This window comes from cyanobacterium endosymbiont of Epithemia turgida isolate EtSB Lake Yunoko, assembly GCF_000829235.1.
In the GTDB taxonomy this organism is placed as follows: Bacteria; Cyanobacteriota; Cyanobacteriia; order Cyanobacteriales; family Microcystaceae; genus Rippkaea.
Genome location: NZ_AP012549.1, coordinates 1617808 through 1634911, shown reverse-complemented (window position 1 = coordinate 1634911; position 17104 = coordinate 1617808). Strand labels below are relative to the sequence as shown.

Genomic DNA, 17104 nt, shown 5'->3' with positions numbered 1-17104 from the left:
AAGTTTTAAACACGTTAATCTTAATAATTCCATATGACAGGTTTAGTAAAATAACTAATCTAAAGTTTTAGATATTGTTACCCACTAATATAGTCTATTAAGTATAGAAGAGCCAAAATTGTTAGTCTATTATTAATTTTTTGGGTCTATTTTCAAGTGTAAAGCAGGTTATTGATAAGGGAAACAGTACTCATATATAAAAAAAGTGCAGAGGCATAAGTATAAACTGTTCGCAATCTAAATTACTAATTAAAACTACATGGGATCCTTAAATAAGATATCATTACAACAGATAAATTAAGCTAAATAAATTTATATTTATCAACCAAATTGAGCAACAAAATGTGTTACAATACCACACTAGTTTATACAGCTTATTTCAATTAGAGAAGTTAGATAAACTTCTAGTAAATATTCTATTTACTAGAAATAAATGTCCATTGATATTAACAGTGAAAAAATTGCTGACTTTGCTGATATGTTAAATACCTTCACTGTCTAATAATAGCTGAATCTTGAAAAAATAATTATTAGTAATGGCTATAAAAAAAAGATCAAATTGGTGGCGAATACTTCCATATTTATGGACACAATGGCCATTGATTGTCAAAGGACTATTATGCATTTTAGGATTTGTTTCTATCACTCTTTGTTTGCCCTATCTTGCTGGTAAAGTAGCTCTATTTATTGGAAAAGGAGATGTAGAAAAAGTTGCTTATTGGTTGGGGTTAGGAACCTTGGCATTTTTAGTTCGAGGAGTCTTTCAATATGGGCAAAATATTTTTATGATCAATGCTGCCCTTATTATGAGTTTAAACTTACGAAAAGGAGTATATACTCACCTCCATAGATTAGGACTAAATTTTTTTGAAACGGCAAAAACTGGAGACTTAACCTATCGCTTAACAGAAGATATAGATCGGGTTGGAGAAATTATTGATAAACTATCCCATCAATTTATTTCTAATTTTCTTCAATTGATTGTGATTCCTGCTTATATGTTTTATTTAAACTGGCAGTTAACTATTGCCAGTTTCGTTTTGTCTCCGTTAATGGCTATCTTAGTCAGTCGTTTTGGGGGAAAATTATTGCTATTATCCCGTCGTAGTCAAAACCAAGTTTCCAATCTTTCGTCCTTATTAACAGAGGTTTTTAGTGGTATTCGAATCGTTAAAGCGTTTGCCGCCCAAGACTATGAAGTTAAGCGATTTTCCCAAGAAGCAGAACGTAACCGTCAGTCTAAATATCATGCAGAACAACTTAAAGCATTTCAATATCCAATTGTAGGGTTTCTTGAAGCGATTAGTATTATGTTGCTTTTCCTGATTGGAGGCTGGCAGATTTCACAAGGAAATCTAAAATCTGAGGAATTTGTTAGCTATTTAGCAGCTGTTGCTTTGTTGCTGCATCCCATTGACTTAATGACCAGTAATTACAATGAATTTAAACAGGCCGAAGCATCAATAGATCGTATTTTCGAATTATTTGACTGTAAACCCAGTGTCATTGAGAGTCCTGATAGGTTAACTTTACCCCGGGTGACAGGAAGAGTAGAATATTCCAAGGTCAGTTTTGCCTATCAACCTGGTCAACCAGTTTTGCGAGGACTATCCTTATTAGCCGAACCTGGTCAAATTCTTGCCTTAGTGGGATCTTCTGGGGCTGGTAAGACGACTTTAATTAATCTATTACCCCGTTTTTATGACCCCCAGGAAGGTCAAATTTTCATTGATGAAATAGACATTAGAAATGTTACCTTAACTAGTCTTCGTCGTCAAATTGGTATTGTTCCCCAAGAAACTACTTTATTTTCAGGAACGATTGCCCAAAATATTGCCTATGGACAAGAATACTTGGTTCAACAGACTATTGAAGAAGCAGCTAAAATTGCTAACGCTCACTCATTTATTAGCAAATTACCCCAAGGCTATGAAAGTTGGGTAGGAGAACGGGGGGTTAACTTGTCAGGGGGACAACGACAACGAATTGCGATTGCTCGTGCTGTTCTGCCCAATCCCCGTATTATGATATTAGACGAAGCTACCTCTGCCTTGGATTCTGAATCCGAAGCGTTGGTACAAGAGGCTTTAGAACGGGTGATGGAAAACCGCACTGTTTTTGTTATTGCCCATCGTTTAAGTACTATCCGTCGCGCTGATTGCATTTTAGTTTTAGAAAAAGGACAAGTCGTTGAGCTTGGAACTCATAGTGAGTTGTTGGTCAAAGAAGGCCGTTATGCTAGATTCTATAAAAAACAATATGAAAAAGGAAAAGAAGATTTTTAGTTGATAGGTTTAGAGAAAATGACAAGTTTTGTAGAGTCTTACAGGCTTTCACGAAAGATTCATGTTACAGGTTTAAAGATTACCAATACCAATTTACTAAAATCTAGCCAAACATTTTCGTAGGGATTAACTTTTATCAATTTTTACAAAGTCCACGTCTGTAGTTCGAGTTGATGAAGATAGTTGTTTTATATAAACGCTATTGACGGAAAACAACGATATCTAAGACTTTAGATATTGGTGATTATAATCTATGGATTGAACAAACAATAAATCTTTTATAAAGAGAGATAATTTAAATTATATAGATTGGAATGATTCAATCGGTTTTACCTAGGTTAGGATGTACAATCATTAATTTTAACGTCTTTAAAGCTTTATTTAAAAATTTTTTGAGTGTATAAAAGTTTACTTATCGTTAAAATTATTACCAAATTAGAGCATATTAAAGTTCGGTAGAGTCATTTAATCAAGAAATTTAGAAGACATGGGAAATAATAATAAATAGATGTGCTTCAATGAGTCTTTAAACATGTCTGACAGGAAAATTTGAAAAATTATTTTATTAGGAATTGGAAAAAGTAAAAACAGGAAATCATTATATCTATTCGCGCTGAATTAAAAATCTATTATTAGATAATCGGAACTAAATTTAATAGATTGATAGGCACTATCTTTTAGTAGATTAATTTTTAAATTACTCTGGTTATTAAATTGTAACAATTTAAGTACGCTTTAACGACCTCGACAAGTTAGAACAATTTATAACACTAAATTACAACAATAAAAAATTATTAAGTCTATCTTTCTTTTATCTTAACTTTAGCTTAACTTTTAAAACATAAACAGTTATATATTTCAATTTTTAATTACATTATTTTTTTTAAAAAAATTGTTTGACCAAAGTAATAAAATTTTATATTTTATATTTTAGGTTTTTCAAGAAATTTTTTATGTTATTAGCAATAATATAATTACTACTTTGCTGAGATTTTGTTTGATTTTTTACTAATTTATATTTTTTAAAAAATTGTTTTGGCTGTAAAAATTTTATTTATTCCCTCTAATTAAGAGCTTATATTCCTCTCAAAATTATTTATTTACTTGAAAGACAAAACAATTTTAAGTTGGTATAATGTCGTGTATTTAAACCACTCATTGACTTTTTTAGTATAAGGGTTCTATTTTTACGCCTAAGTTCGTGTCTTTTTCCTCTCATACAGTCTCAACTAGCAATTTAAATAACGAATAGCTTAGAATGCAAAAGTTAACAGTAAAGGCTTTATTCCTGAAATAACAAGGATTTTAATCCCAATATTATTTATTATAAACTTAGTTATGTTTGTATTTACTACTTAGCAAAAGTCATAATTATATAAAAATCAATAAAAATGAAAGGTAAAAAAATTCGATAATATAATTATAGTAGCTTTCGAATGCCAATGGGATTTTTTCCGGAAAAGCTTACCTCTAAAATTAGGCATAACGTACAATTTTAAGATATTTTTATTGTTATTTATCTAAAATGTGTAAACACATGAACTCAATATATTATTTGGTTAATACATTATGATAGATAACCTTTGTCCATATCAAAAACTATTTCAGAAGTTAGTCCTCACTTAGAAGAAGTCAGTAAAGAGGCTATTATTAGATTTCCCCATTTTAAAATCATCAAAACCAATTTAACTTATCATTGAATTCCTTATTAAACTAAAGTATTTATATAGCTCGTAATACTTTTCATTGTTCTGTTGAACTCAAGTAAAATTATTACTTAAAGTAGTTTTAAAAAACTTAGTAAAAATTAGCAATCTTGGTCAAGTAACCAACCCCCCAAAATGCCTCCATTTATTTAGAGTGGAAAAGCATGAGATTAGAAAGATAATTTTTCTTCACAACAGACAAATCATATTAAAAGATAAATTTAAACAAAGAACTGTAGAAATAAGATCAGAAAACCTCTGGAGATATATTGATCCTACATACTTTAAATTTAATCTATTACTTAAAAGTCTAACTAAGTAAGGTTAGTATTGACCATAAAATAACTTGACTTTTTCTAAAAAATAGAATTGTATAATTAACGTTTTAATTATCATTTAAACAGTCTTTTAAAGCATAAGCAACTTGCTGTTGTTCCTTAAAAGAAATCTCAGGAAACATCGGTAAGGATAAGACTTCACGGACAGCTTTTTCTGTTACCGGAAATGAACCAACCTCATAACCTAACCCTTGGTAAACCTTCTGTAAATGTAAAGGAATAGGATAATAAATCATCGAAATAACCCCCTTTTTCTCTAATTTTTTCTGAAGATGATCACGGAATACTTCGGTTTCTCCTCTTTTATTTTTGACTAAAATAGTGTACTGATTCCAAACATGATACCCTCCAAATAACTCTTGAGGCAGTTGAATCCCTGAGATGAGTTTGAGCAACTCATGATATCGTTGCGCCACTGCTCGCCGTTGTTGGTTCCAATGATCTAAATAACGTAATTTAACTTGTAAAATTGCGGCTTGAATAGTATCAAGACGGCTATTTATTCCTACTAAATCATGATTGTAACGTTGACGGCTACCATGTTCCTTAATAGTACGAATAGTATCAGCGATCGCAAGATCATTTGTGGTAACAGCTCCCCCATCTCCACAGGTTCCTAAATTTTTCGTGGGAAAGAAACTAAAACAGCCAATATGTCCCAGACTTCCTACTCTTTTCTCATCCCATCTCGTCCCTGCTGCTTGAGCGCAGTCTTCAATTACATAAAGATTGTGACGCTGAGCAATGTCCATAAGTTGAGTCATACCAACGGGTTGACCAAACAGATGAACCGGAATAATGGCTTTTGTTTTGGGGGTAATTGCCTTTTCTAAGAGATCTATATTTAGATTAAAAGTCGTGCGATCAATATCTACAAAGATTGGAGTAGCTCCAGTCATAGAGATGGTTTCTGCAGTAGCAATAAAAGTAAATGGGGAGGTGATAACTTCATCCCCCAGCCCAATATTAAAGGCGCGTAGGGCCAAATAAAGAGCATCACTTCCAGAATTACAGCTGACACAATGAGAAGTTCCCACATATTGGCTAAATTGTCGCTCAAAACCACTAACAGCATCACCACCAATATAACGACCTGAGCGAACCACATCGAGAACAGCTAGGTCCACTTCTTCACTAATTAGCTTGTATTGACGGACTAAATCGACTGGAAAAATTGTATTCACTCTTACCTACCCGGAATTTATATCTTATGAAAACAAATTTTCCACTTAAAAGCAATCAATCTTATTTATTTTGAAGCTTGATTTAACTGCTGTCGTAATTCTTGGAGAGCGCCACTGGTGTTGGTTTGATAGGCTATCTCAAAACGTAGAGTGATTATATTCTGAAGGTTAATATCTGGTAAATATTAATTTTAAAATTGAAAGTAGTATTCTATAATAACTGCTATTGATATATTGAAGATTTGTTGCTGCGAAATAGTCAGTGACATCAATTTCTAGCACTCAATCATAAGGCGAATCTAAACGCCAATTGTAAATATTCTTTAGCAAATACAGCGTACTAACTTTTGGTATAAAAGCAATAATAAAGTTTGATCTCACTTCCTTCTGACAATTTCATGGTCACTGGAGTAAACGTATCGTGTTCTTATTGAGTATGTTTGAGAAGCGTGGCAACCATGTTAGCGATTCAATAGACATTTCGTCTATGTTTAGGAAGAGAAGAGATACATTAATATAGTTTCTCCTTTACGGCACTTTAAGTAAGAAATTTGATTCTCTTTCCCTTGTTAGCATAACTCTCAATATTTCTGCTAAGTTGTAAGTAATTTGATCTATTGATCTCGGTGGTAGTTGAATATTTGACGATGAGACAAAAGCAAACATGAGTTAATCAATCAATCACTAATTATACCAAATTGACTCTACCTGTTGTGCAATTTCTAACAACTGTTGCTGTCTATTTTTTAGACTTAAAGTCATTTCAGTTTCCTCAAGCAAGACGGTAACATGACCTATTTTCCTTCCTGGGCGAACATTAGTTTTTCCATACCAATGAACGTAAGAACCAGAAATTTCTGAGAGTTTCTGTCGTTTTTCTAGATAATCTTGCCTTGAATATTGATAACCTAATAGATTTACCATCACAGCCCCTAAACAGTTCAACTCAGTTGAACCCAATGGTAGTCCGGACAATGCCCGTAATTGCATCTCAAATTGAGATATTTCACAAGCATCGAGGGTATAGTGTCCTGAATTGTGGGTACGGGGGGCAATTTCATTAACTAAAACCTGACTTTGAGGAGTTAAAAACAGTTCGATACCCAAAATTCCTACCACTTCCAATCGAGTCAATAAATTAATGGCTATCTGTTTTACTTCTGTTTGAACTTCTGTTGAGATATCTCCAGAGACGAGCACCCATCTACAGACTTGATCAGGTTGATAAGTTTCCACCAGAGGATAAACCGCTACCTCTCCAGTGACACTACGGACAGCCATGACGGCTAATTCTCGTTCAAATGGAACAAACTCTTCTACCATGACTCCTATTCCCTCCAAACTTTTGGCGGTGGTTTCTAGCTCCTCTGGGGTTTGAACAATAAAAGTTCCCTGGCCGTCGTAACCGTGACGACGAACTTTCAGCACGACCGGAAAGGAAAAGTCGAGAGATGATAGGTTTTCTAAAGTGGTAAATTTCGGAACAGGTAAGCCAATGTGCTGTAGATAAGATCTTTGCTTATATTTATCCAATAATGGAGTAAGAACCTCCAAACTAGGACAAAAACGAACACCTTTATCTTCTAAAGGTTTAAGGACCTCAAGATCAATAAACTCATTTTCAAACGTAATTACATCACAATGAGCAGCCAGTTCGATGGTAGCTGCTCCATCACTAATAGGAGCAAAAATAACCTCTGTTGCAATAGACACGGCAGGATCGTCCTTCCGGGGCGTTTGAATAATCAAATCAAAACCCAACCGTTGAGCAGCCTTAGCCATCATCCAGGCTAACTGACCTCCTCCAATAACACCAACGCGCTTCACTTTCATTTGAGCCATGAATTAACTATCGATAAACTAGGAATTCACGGGTACTTATTCCCGTTTTAGAATTGATTCCGCTAGACAGTCGACAGTTCTTTTACCTGTGTACTGTCTAAAACTGCTAAGGTAAAGTCAGCCTGAGTAATATTAGCATTGTTAAAAATTGTCCTCAGCATAATCGCTTCAGTTAAGACAACATTCCTTAAGTCAGCTTCTTCAAAGTTGGACATATAAGCCAACCCGTTAGTTAAATCAACCCAATGAAGGTCGATTTCAATCAATACCATTAAAAACTACTCCATGTAAGTCAAAATCCATAAAATTCGCGTCGATTAAATCTACATTAATAAATTGTGCCGTCTTTATGTACTGTCGAGAAAAATCTTTACCAATTAACTATATATCTTAAAAACTAGCTACCAGGACAGACAATGGACTCAAAAGAAATACAAGTGAGAAGGAAAATAGCATCAATCGCAGGGAATATTTCATTAACTCAATCGCTAATAACATACCGAGATTGTCGTCTTTGATTGTAAGGGAAATTTGGCTACCCCGACTTTTGAACTGAATAGAAATCAACGGCTTGTTAACTCTTACACCTAGTAGAAATTACACCTATTTTCATTAGGGTCTCTAACGACTTCTGCCATAGAACAAATTCAGGGTTCTCACCGTCAACACTTGAGGAGGGGTGGCGTCGGGCGGATAGAGAAAATCAACTTCGACTTCTCGTCTTTCTCCTGGTTCGAGGTTAATTCTGACTAAAGCATCTCCCTGTTGTCCCCGTCTTTGAACCAGATGAAAATAACGCTCTTGGAATTGACCATTTCGGGTGGCATAGGCAACCTTTACAGTTCCTCGGAAAAATACCTGACCTTGAGGACGATAGGCAAATACTAAGCGATCAGCATGTTCATTTTGTTTAAAAGGAGTTTGGAGGGAAATTTCCACAGTTTGCTTCTCAGAACTCCTATTAGTTACTGGAATAATTAAATTGTAATGGACTCCATAATTACCATGAGCGCGGTAAGCAGTGTCGGGATATCGAACGACCATTGGCGCACTTTGAATTTGCTTTGTTCCGTGAGTTCCCGTAGTGACTGTACTTAATGGATAAGAGAAAGCTTTTCCTCGCTGAGGAATACTCAGATGAATTTTATTGGGTTGATCGGTCAGTCGTGCTACCCATTCAGACCCCACAGAAATACCAGCCACTCGTCCGTAAATTGTTTCTTCTCCTAAATCTTGATCCATTGGTGTCGGAGGAAGATCCCTAGGAGTAACTAATTTGCCAGTAGTAACTAAATATCGCCATTCGTTAAGGGTTGGTTTTCTGTAAATTATTTTCTTCGGTTTATTTTTATCCTCATCCTGATTAATTTCGAAGCGAGGAACTTCGTATAAAGCTAAATTAGCCATGTAGACAGGGCCGTTACTGTAGAGACGCATAAAAGTTGAACGACCATTGCTTGGACTAATGGGTAACGTAAATAACATTCGGCTCTCGCTCGGTCTCAGTATTATACGGGTAGGAAATTTATTATGATTAACTCCTCGTAAAATATCGCTCATTAATCGAGAACCTGGACCCGAAAAAACCTGTCCTGATGGATCTTCGACTAAAGAAGGTAGATTAATAAACGGGGCATCAGGAGAGGTACGATAACTCGCTCCCTGCAAAACTTTAATGATGATTGTTTGAGAAGTAGGGTTATGAACAAGCAGTCCCTGATAAAGAGTTCTTTGTAAGTAAGCGGGACGAGAAATATGGTGGGTAAAAACGTCAAAACGTCCTTTTAACGGCTTATTTAAGTGGGCATTAGAAAATCTTTTGCCACTTGACGGAAACGTTGACAACAAAATACCTTCAGTTTCGATTACTTCAGGACTGTTGCTGTTAAAAACTAACACATCGTTAAGTTTTCCTGGGAGAGTCCGAACTTCCTGAGGTTGGGCAATAAAATCTGGGCTAGCCTCCCGAAATGTTAACGGGTAAATAGTTTGAGCCACTATGAATGATGATAGAAAGGACAGCATAGGCTGAGAACAGCAGGTCTAAAATTTGATTCTAGCTTTCCTTAAGATTGCCGTCTTTAACTCAAGATTGTCAATCCCTGGTTAAAGTTATAATTTTCTACAAATCCTGCTTTATCACATGCGTACTTTATTACTTTTACATCAGCACTCAGCGATGGGAATAAAAATCGATTAAGAGCTTATCTCGAGATCAGTGAGCGCCCAAGCAATCAGTAAATAGTATTTTCAACTTTTCCATCATTTCTCTTAGCCCCAAATTAGTCAAATCTATTATCTTTAATAGAATTAATGAACAGGTAAAAATAACTAAGTCTAATCTCCTATTTTTTATCAAAATAAATAGATTAAATTTAAAATACTACTTTTAACTAAGCCAAAAAGGATGAGAAAAATTTTACAGATAACCGAATTATAAAAATAATATGTCACACTCAATCTTCTATACTATTCCAAAACTGAGCCTGATAACTAGTAACCTTGAAAACCTAGTTTTTATAAAGAGAAAGGTTTTTTAAAATTGTAACCCTTGACTTTATAAAGCAATACTTCCCACTTTTTTGAGTTTTAATTATATCATAACCTATTATAGAAAAATTATTTTCTATAACTTAGTATCCATAACTAATATCATACAACTATGAGCAATAATATCCCCCATAAAGAACTATTACGCTCTTTTCAAAGCCTGCACAACTACAATGTTGTTAAATAACATAATCTTGACCGATAGTTCTTAAAACTATCAAACAATAAAAACTAGTTTTAACTACCATGAGGTGTTATGGTATGGGTTAATCGAAACTCCAAACAGACTGTGTTACGTTATATCATTCCTATTTTCGATCCCGATGTTCGACACTGGTCAGGAGAAGCTCGCTTTTTACGCTGGCTAACCTTCTTGTGGATATCCATAGGCTTAATCACCCTGTTTTCCGCTTCCTATGCCGTCGCTGAAGCCGAAACAGGAAACGGATGGTACTATATGATTCGTCAGTTAATCTGGACTTGGACTGGATTACAAGGGTTCAATATAATTGTGCGATCACCTCTACAATATTTATTTAAGCTGTCCCCTTGGTGTCTATTTCTAGTATTAGGATTGATTCTGTCAACCCATGTTCCTGGTTTGGGAGAAAATATCAACGGTGCCACTCGTTGGATAAAATTAGGTCCAGTTTTGATTCAACCATCAGAATTAATGAAACCTTTTTTAGTCTTACAAAGTTCCCTAATTTTTGGACAATGGGAACGAGTACCCTGGCGGATTCGTTGGCAATGGTTGATCGCCTTTTCAGTTATTTTAGCTTCAATTTTATTACAACCTAATTTAAGTACTACTGCTTTATGTGGGATGAGTCTTTGGTTAATAGCTGTAGCGTCAGGAATTCCTGCAATTTATTTAACTTCAACTGCTTTAGGGGGAGCTTTGACTGCCTTTATTAGTATTAGTTTACGAGAGTACCAACGGGAACGGGTCACAGCATTTCTTAATCCTTGGGAAGACCCTATGGGGAATGGCTATCAATTAGTACAAAGTTTGATGGCAGTCGGTTCAGGGGGAATATTTGGCACAGGATATGGGATGTCTCAACAAAAACTTTTCTATTTACCTATCCAATATACTGACTTTATATTTTCAGTTTTTGCAGAAGAATTTGGCTTTGTGGGAGGAATTATTTTGTTATTATTTCTATTTAGCTATGCAACTTTTGCCTTACGAATTGCCATGAAATGCCGTCATCGAGTCAAACGACTAGTAGCTATTGGGGTCATGGTCATAATGGTGGGACAAGCCCTACTTAACATTGGTGTAGCAACAGGTGCTTTGCCCACAACGGGTTTACCCTTTCCTTTATTTAGCTATGGAGGAAGTTCAAGTTTAGCAAGTTTAACCTTAGCGGCTTTATTAATTAGGGTAGCTAGGGAAAATAATGAAGCTCCCGTTGTTACTTTATCCGTTCCTAACAAACTTGTTATGTAAAAATTAAAAATATAAAGGAAAAATTAATTGTCAATAAGAGGCTACTCAAAACTTTAATTATTTAGATATAGAATATCCTAATATTTTTTATGTTTAAATTTAATCATGTCAAACTCAATATCTATATTCAATTAAAAAAATAAGATATTAAAATATTTAAAAATTTATAAAATTACTATACTTAAAGTATGAGAAAGTTATTGTGTAGTGTTAATAGATTTAGATGATCGTTTTAAGCGTAGAAATTATAGAAATAAGAAAATCTCAAGAAATCGTAAAATAACTCGAAGACCGAGGACAAAAGTTTTGACTAAGATTGAAGAGGTGAGTATATATCTCAGGAAACCTTATAAGAATGTTATAGATAAATTAATGTAAAAATTACAAGTATTCTCAGATATTTTTGATGTATTAAAATTAGTTAATACTCAATTAGATGATAAAACAACAACCTTGACTAAAAAGTAACTATATTTCTTATATATACACTACTGTTTTAAAACCTATGGCGGTTATATAGATAAAATTTCGACCTATTTTAAGGAAAATAAAATTAGTTAATTAGTATTAAAAAACTAATTTATTGTGCCTACCCTTTATAAGGTAAACAGGCTGTTTTACTTTCAATAAAAAGGCATTTTAATTTTTATAAAAATTAAAGAGGTAGAAAAAGGTACTAATAATATAATGTAAGTTATTTAAAGAATGACTCATATGGGTTTTAAAGAAAAATTAAACTTAACTTTTCTTAGCTCAGTATTTTACTGACTAGGTCTACATCATGAGTTCAGCATTGCTTTTTTTCTAAATAATCAACTTTAATTTTAAATTGATTATTAGGATAAGTCACAATAAATGATTATAAACGAAAGAGTAAAAATTTTAATTTACCCATTTTTAACATTAGATAAACAAGTTTATATTGAAATAATTGGTTTTGCTTTTTACAAAAAAAATCAATATTTGCTAGTTGATTGAATTCGGGGAATTCTCGTAATACCTTTTTTACAAAAAATGGTTTACAATTATATTGGTCTACAACAAAACCTGAAATCTCTACAAGTAACTTTGGCTTCAATCTATCTATATGCCAGAATCCTCTTGATAAGCTCTCAAATATTGAGAAGATTAAAATTATGTCCTATACTAGTAGGATAAAACTAAATAGGCTAAGTAATTCATTGTTAAAGTTCAGAGAGGTAAGCGTAAAGTTTGATAATTTTGGTACCTTATCTCTATTACTTCATTAATTTTCAAGGCTGTACAAGATTTTCAGTTAAACGGAAAATATTAAAATGGATGAACAGTCCCAAAGCAAGCAGAGTTAAAGTATTGTGGAGATTACCTTTTTAGGAACCAGTTCTGGTGTACCGACGCGATCACGGAATGTATCAAGTGTTGCTCTACGTCTGCCCCAAAGAGCAGAAGTCTGGTTATTCGACTGTGGAGAAGGGACCCAACATCAACTTTTACGTAGTGATCTCAAAATTTCCCAAATCACCAGAATTTTCGTCACCCATATGCACGGTGATCATATCTATGGGTTAATGGGACTGTTAGCTAGTTGTGGTTTAGCAGGCAATGCCCAAGATATCGAAATTTATGGTCCACCAGACTTAGTGGCCTACTTGAAAGCTTGTGCTAAGTATTCCCAAATAAAACTCTCTCATCGAGTGCGGGTTTATGAAGTACGCTCTGGGGTCACGTATGAAGATGATCAATTTATCGTTCATTGTGGGTTACTCAAACACCGTGTTTCAGCCTATGGTTATCGTATTGAAGAAAAAGATCGTCCCGGTCGCTTTGACATAGAAAAAGCAACTGCTTTAGGAATTCCTCCAGGACCGATTTACGGTCAGCTAAAACGAGGTGAACTCGTCACTTTACCCGATGGTCGTCATATTCGAGGAAAAGACCTGTGTGGAGATAAAGAAATCGGTCGTAAAGTTATTTATTGTACTGATACAGTCTTTTGTGATGGGGCTGTAGCCTTAGCGCAAGGGGGAGATGTCTTAATCCATGAAGCAACATTTGCCCACCAAGATGCTCAATTAGCTTTTGATCGTCTCCATTCTACTTCAACCATGGCAGCACAAGTTGCCTTAATGGCTGGTGTTAAACAGCTAATTATGACCCATTTTAGTCCCCGTTACGCCCCTGGAAATGTATTACAATTAGTTGATTTACTAACAGAAGCTCAGGCAATTTTTCCTAATACTCTTCTTGCCCGTGATTTTATGACCTATGAAGTACCCAGAAGAAGACTATCTCAAGAAGCATTATCAAAAACTCGGTAATTAAAAATGGCTAATTAGTATTGAATGAATAGATGCTATAACAACAATATTGATTACTTGAAAATAAAAACGACTCCCTTGACGGTGAAGGGAGTATTAACGTTTAACCTCTTTTATAAGAATATCTCTTTAAGAATTGGCCAGTCCTAACAAACACTTTGTATGAACGATCACCGCCACTGTTACTATTTTGTCTCGAACTCGATAAATTACGCGATAAGTATAAGCCAACTTGTCACGAATTGTTGAATCGTCCCCTTCGGAAATAATTGCTCCGGTTAGAGGACATTCCTGAAGACGGTGGGTAATGTCTAGGATTTTACGGACGACAGCTGCGGCATAAGAGGGCGAGTCGCGGGCTATATATGTGGCAATTGCATCGACATCCTCAATTGCTTTGGAAGACCAAATTACTCGATAAGCCATTTGTTTAAAAGCCCCTCAACTTCCTCTTGTTGTAAGGTGGTTCCCTGATCGGCAACGTATAATCCTTGACGCACTTTTTCAAGTACGTATAAATGATACTGGATCTCTTCAATTGAACAATCATCTGGTAATTTATTCAAGATCGATTGTATTCTCTTTTTAAAAGTATTCATGGTCAAAGATGACTAAAATTGATAGGATTAAGAACTTATAGAAAAGCTATATATACCTTTTATTCTAGCTATAGAAGGGTAATTGGTAGTATTGGTATCAGACAAAAATACACGAAGTAAGGTAAAAATACCTCATTTTAGCTATAGTGACAAACAGTTGTGATAGGATCGCAGGGCTAAGATGTTGCTTAGCCTAATTTGTATTTTTGTTGCTAACTCCTATGCAAATCCGAAGACGTTCTCCTAATCCTGGCATAAATGTTGATGTTGTTCGTTATCAAGTTTGTATTCCTGATGAGCAACCGCGACACATTCTTGAAAAAATTGTTTGGCATAAAGAAAAAGAAGTTGATCGTCTAAGACAACGTCTGCCCCTGTTAGAGTTGCGCAAACTAGTGAAAGACTTACCTCCTCCTAAGGATTTTTTAGCCGCTATCACCTCGGCAAAAACCAAACCAGCTTTAATTGCAGAAGTCAAAAAAGCTTCTCCTAGTAAAGGAGTACTCCGTGAAAATTTTGATCCGGTAGCGATCGCTCAATCTTATGCTAGAGGAGGAGCGAGTTGTTTATCAGTACTAACCGACACTCAATTTTTTCAAGGAAGCTTTGATAACCTTGCCTTAGTGCGTCAAACAGTTAATTTGCCGCTAATGTGTAAAGAATTTATTCTCTACCCCTATCAAATTTACCTCGCTCGTACCAATGGAGCTGATAGCGTGTTACTGATTGCCGCTATTTTGAATGATCGTGATCTTACCTACTTTCTGAAAATTGCCAAATCTTTAGGTATGGTTTCTCTAATTGAAGTTCACTCCCTAGAGGAATTGGATCGAGCCCTAGGCGTTGAAGGCGTATCTTTGATTGGAATTAACAACCGTAACTTAGAGACCTTTGAGGTAGATCTTAACATCACGAGGAAATTATTAGCTGCTAGACGGGACACAATTAAAAAACGAGGAATTAAAATTATTAGCGAGTCAGGATTGCATACTTGTGATGACCTAAAATTTGTTCAGCAAGCAGGGGCTGATGGAGTATTAATTGGGGAATCTTTAGTCAAACAACCTGATATCACCGAGGCTATCACTCAATTATTTTCTTCAATCAGATGATCGATATAAGTAATATAGATAGTTTTAATAACAAGTTCAGAATAATTCCTAGGGATTAACCATCAATATTTGCTAAACTCATTATGAGTCGCTGTAATTTTACAGTGTTATACTTTTTGCCTAAATCAAGACCATCGCTGATAACTGATAATTGATAACTAAACATGAAGTCTCTTTTCTCTCCTTCTTTAGTTCACTACGAACTGCTACTACAATTACTAGAAGGTAAAAGTCTAGCTATTGTTTGCTTATAAATAGCCTGTTTTATAAAATCGTGTTTGACGACTTATTTTTACTCTGCGCAAAGCCCGCACTCAATAAAAATAAATCAAAGCGATCTATGACAAAATTTGTATTCTTTTTGAACATTATTGGTCTTTTAAGAGTTTTAATGATTTTTTAAACTCCATTACCGATGAATAAAATTAGCTAGGGAGTCAGTAAATAATAAACCTTAATGAAACCTTAAAAATAACCAAAGCCATCAGCTTAACTTTATTAGTGTGAATAAGAATGGAGTAGACTGACTATTTGGAAGAGTTTCAACCCGAAACAGGAGCCAGCATTCATGGAAGATAAGCATATGTTAATGATCCCAGGACCAACCCCTGTACCCGAAAAGGTTTTGCTGGCTATGGCCAAACATCCTATCGGTCATCGCAGTAGTGGTTTCGGTGAAATTTGTGCAGAAATTACTGAAAACCTCAAATGGTTACATCAAACCCAGAGCGATGTTTTGATGTTAACCGTTAGCGGAACTGGGGCGATGGAAGCAGGGATTATTAATTTTTTGTGTCCTGGCGATCGTGTATTAGTTGGTAATAACGGAAAGTTTGGTGAACGGTGGGGAAAAATTAGTCGGGCGTTTGGGTTGGAAGTAGAAGAAATTACCGCCGAATGGGGTAAACCTCTAGATTCTGAAGACTTTCGCAAAAAATTGGAAGCCGACGTTCAAAAACACATTAAAGCGGTTATTATAACTCATTCAGAAACCTCAACAGGGGTAATAAATCCCTTAGAAACTATTAATAAATACGTCAAAAATCATGGGAAAGCTTTAATCATCGTCGATGCTGTCACCAGTTTAGGGGCTATCAACGTTCCTGTTGACGACTGGGGGTTAGATGTGGTTGGTTCTGGTTCCCAAAAAGGTTATATGATCCCTCCAGGGTTGGGTTTCGTGTGTGTTAGTCAAAAAGCCTGGGAAGCTTACGAAACTGCAACTCTTCCTAAGTTTTATTTAGATTTAGGAGCGTATAGAAAAGCAACATGTAAAAATAGCTCTCCTTTTACCCCTCCGGTTAACTTAATTTATGGGTTACAAGTGGCCTTGGAAATGATGAAGTCCGAAGGGTTAAAAGAAATGTTTACCCGTCATTGTCGTTTAACTGAGGCGACTCGCGCAGGGGTTAAGGCTTTAGGGCTACCTTTGTTAGCCGATGATGAGGTGGCGAGTACCGCTGTAACAGCTGTCATGCCGACAGGAGTTACAGCTGAAGATATTCGATCAACGATTAAAAAGCAATTTGATATTTCTCTAGCGGGAGGACAGGATCACCTTAAAGGAAAAATTTTCCGCATCGGTCACTTAGGTTTTGTTAGTGAGCGAGATATTTTGACGATGATCGCTGCTTTAGAATCTACCTTAATCACCCTAGGTAGTCAAAAAGTAACCCCAGGAGCAGGAGTTGCTGCTGCTTCTAAGATTTTAGGCTAATTGGTATTACAGACTAAG

Annotated in this window: 13 protein-coding genes; 6 read left to right on the top strand and 7 right to left on the bottom strand. The window is 35.2% G+C overall.

Annotated elements, in window-relative coordinates; translation table 11 throughout:
• Positions 1-542 precede the first annotated feature (542 nt).
• Entirely contained in the window at positions 543-2285 is a 1743-nt protein-coding gene (locus ETSB_RS05005) for an ABC transporter ATP-binding protein (RefSeq protein ID WP_044107633.1), read from the top strand.
• Positions 2286-4376: 2091 nt separating this feature from the next.
• Here the strand turns inward: ETSB_RS05005 and ETSB_RS05000 are convergent.
• From ETSB_RS05000 to ETSB_RS04985, 5 genes are all read right to left on the bottom strand, one after another.
• Positions 4377-5513: a DegT/DnrJ/EryC1/StrS family aminotransferase gene (locus ETSB_RS05000; protein WP_044106672.1), complete on the bottom strand. Its 1137-nt coding sequence runs from the start codon at positions 5511-5513 to the stop codon at positions 4377-4379.
• Between the two features lie 684 nt (positions 5514-6197).
• On the bottom strand, positions 6198-7346 hold the full coding sequence (locus tag ETSB_RS04995; RefSeq protein ID WP_044107631.1) for a 5-(carboxyamino)imidazole ribonucleotide synthase: 1149 nt from the start codon (positions 7344-7346) through the stop codon (positions 6198-6200).
• A gap of 71 nt (positions 7347-7417) precedes the next feature.
• Positions 7418-7627, bottom strand: a complete 210-nt coding sequence (locus tag ETSB_RS10900; RefSeq protein WP_408643701.1) for a pentapeptide repeat-containing protein — start codon at positions 7625-7627, stop codon at positions 7418-7420.
• Positions 7614-7673, bottom strand: coding sequence for a hypothetical protein (locus ETSB_RS10895; protein ID WP_408643885.1), 60 nt, complete (start codon positions 7671-7673; stop codon positions 7614-7616). Before ETSB_RS10895 ends, ETSB_RS10900 begins: the two co-directional genes overlap by 14 nt.
• 303 nt (positions 7674-7976) lie before the next feature.
• Positions 7977-9380, bottom strand: coding sequence for a DUF3370 domain-containing protein (locus ETSB_RS04985; RefSeq protein WP_044106671.1), 1404 nt, complete (start codon positions 9378-9380; stop codon positions 7977-7979).
• Between the two features lie 814 nt (positions 9381-10194).
• Here ETSB_RS04985 and ETSB_RS04980 point away from each other — a divergent pair.
• Positions 10195-11361 carry an FtsW/RodA/SpoVE family cell cycle protein gene (locus ETSB_RS04980; protein WP_044107630.1) on the top strand — a complete coding sequence of 389 codons (1167 nt, stop codon included), beginning with the start codon at positions 10195-10197 and terminating at the stop codon, positions 11359-11361.
• A 1334-nt stretch (positions 11362-12695) separates the two neighbouring features.
• Positions 12696-13658: a ribonuclease Z gene (locus ETSB_RS04970; RefSeq protein WP_044106669.1), complete on the top strand. Its 963-nt coding sequence runs from the start codon at positions 12696-12698 to the stop codon at positions 13656-13658.
• A gap of 129 nt (positions 13659-13787) precedes the next feature.
• Here the strand turns inward: ETSB_RS04970 and ETSB_RS04965 are convergent, their stop codons facing one another.
• Complete coding sequence (locus tag ETSB_RS04965) at positions 13788-14084, bottom strand: type II toxin-antitoxin system RelE/ParE family toxin (RefSeq protein ID WP_044106668.1); 297 nt, start codon at positions 14082-14084, stop codon at positions 13788-13790.
• Entirely contained in the window at positions 14069-14257 is a 189-nt protein-coding gene (locus ETSB_RS04960; RefSeq protein WP_044106667.1) for a hypothetical protein, read from the bottom strand. The genes ETSB_RS04965 and ETSB_RS04960 overlap by 16 nt, the downstream gene beginning before the upstream one ends.
• Positions 14258-14478: 221 nt before the next feature.
• On the opposite strand from ETSB_RS04960, the gene trpC reads away from it, so the two are divergent.
• The 3 genes from trpC (at position 14479) to ETSB_RS04950 (ending at position 17086) form a co-directional block, all read left to right on the top strand.
• Complete coding sequence (gene trpC / locus ETSB_RS04955; RefSeq protein WP_044106665.1) at positions 14479-15369, top strand: indole-3-glycerol phosphate synthase TrpC; 891 nt, start codon at positions 14479-14481, stop codon at positions 15367-15369.
• 164 nt (positions 15370-15533) lie between these two features.
• On the top strand, positions 15534-15623 hold the full coding sequence (locus ETSB_RS10890) for a DUF5340 family protein (protein WP_408643698.1): 90 nt from the start codon (positions 15534-15536) through the stop codon (positions 15621-15623).
• 314 nt (positions 15624-15937) lie between these two features.
• On the top strand, positions 15938-17086 hold the full coding sequence (locus ETSB_RS04950; protein ID WP_044106663.1) for a pyridoxal-phosphate-dependent aminotransferase family protein: 1149 nt from the start codon (positions 15938-15940) through the stop codon (positions 17084-17086).
• Positions 17087-17104: the final 18 nt, after the last annotated feature.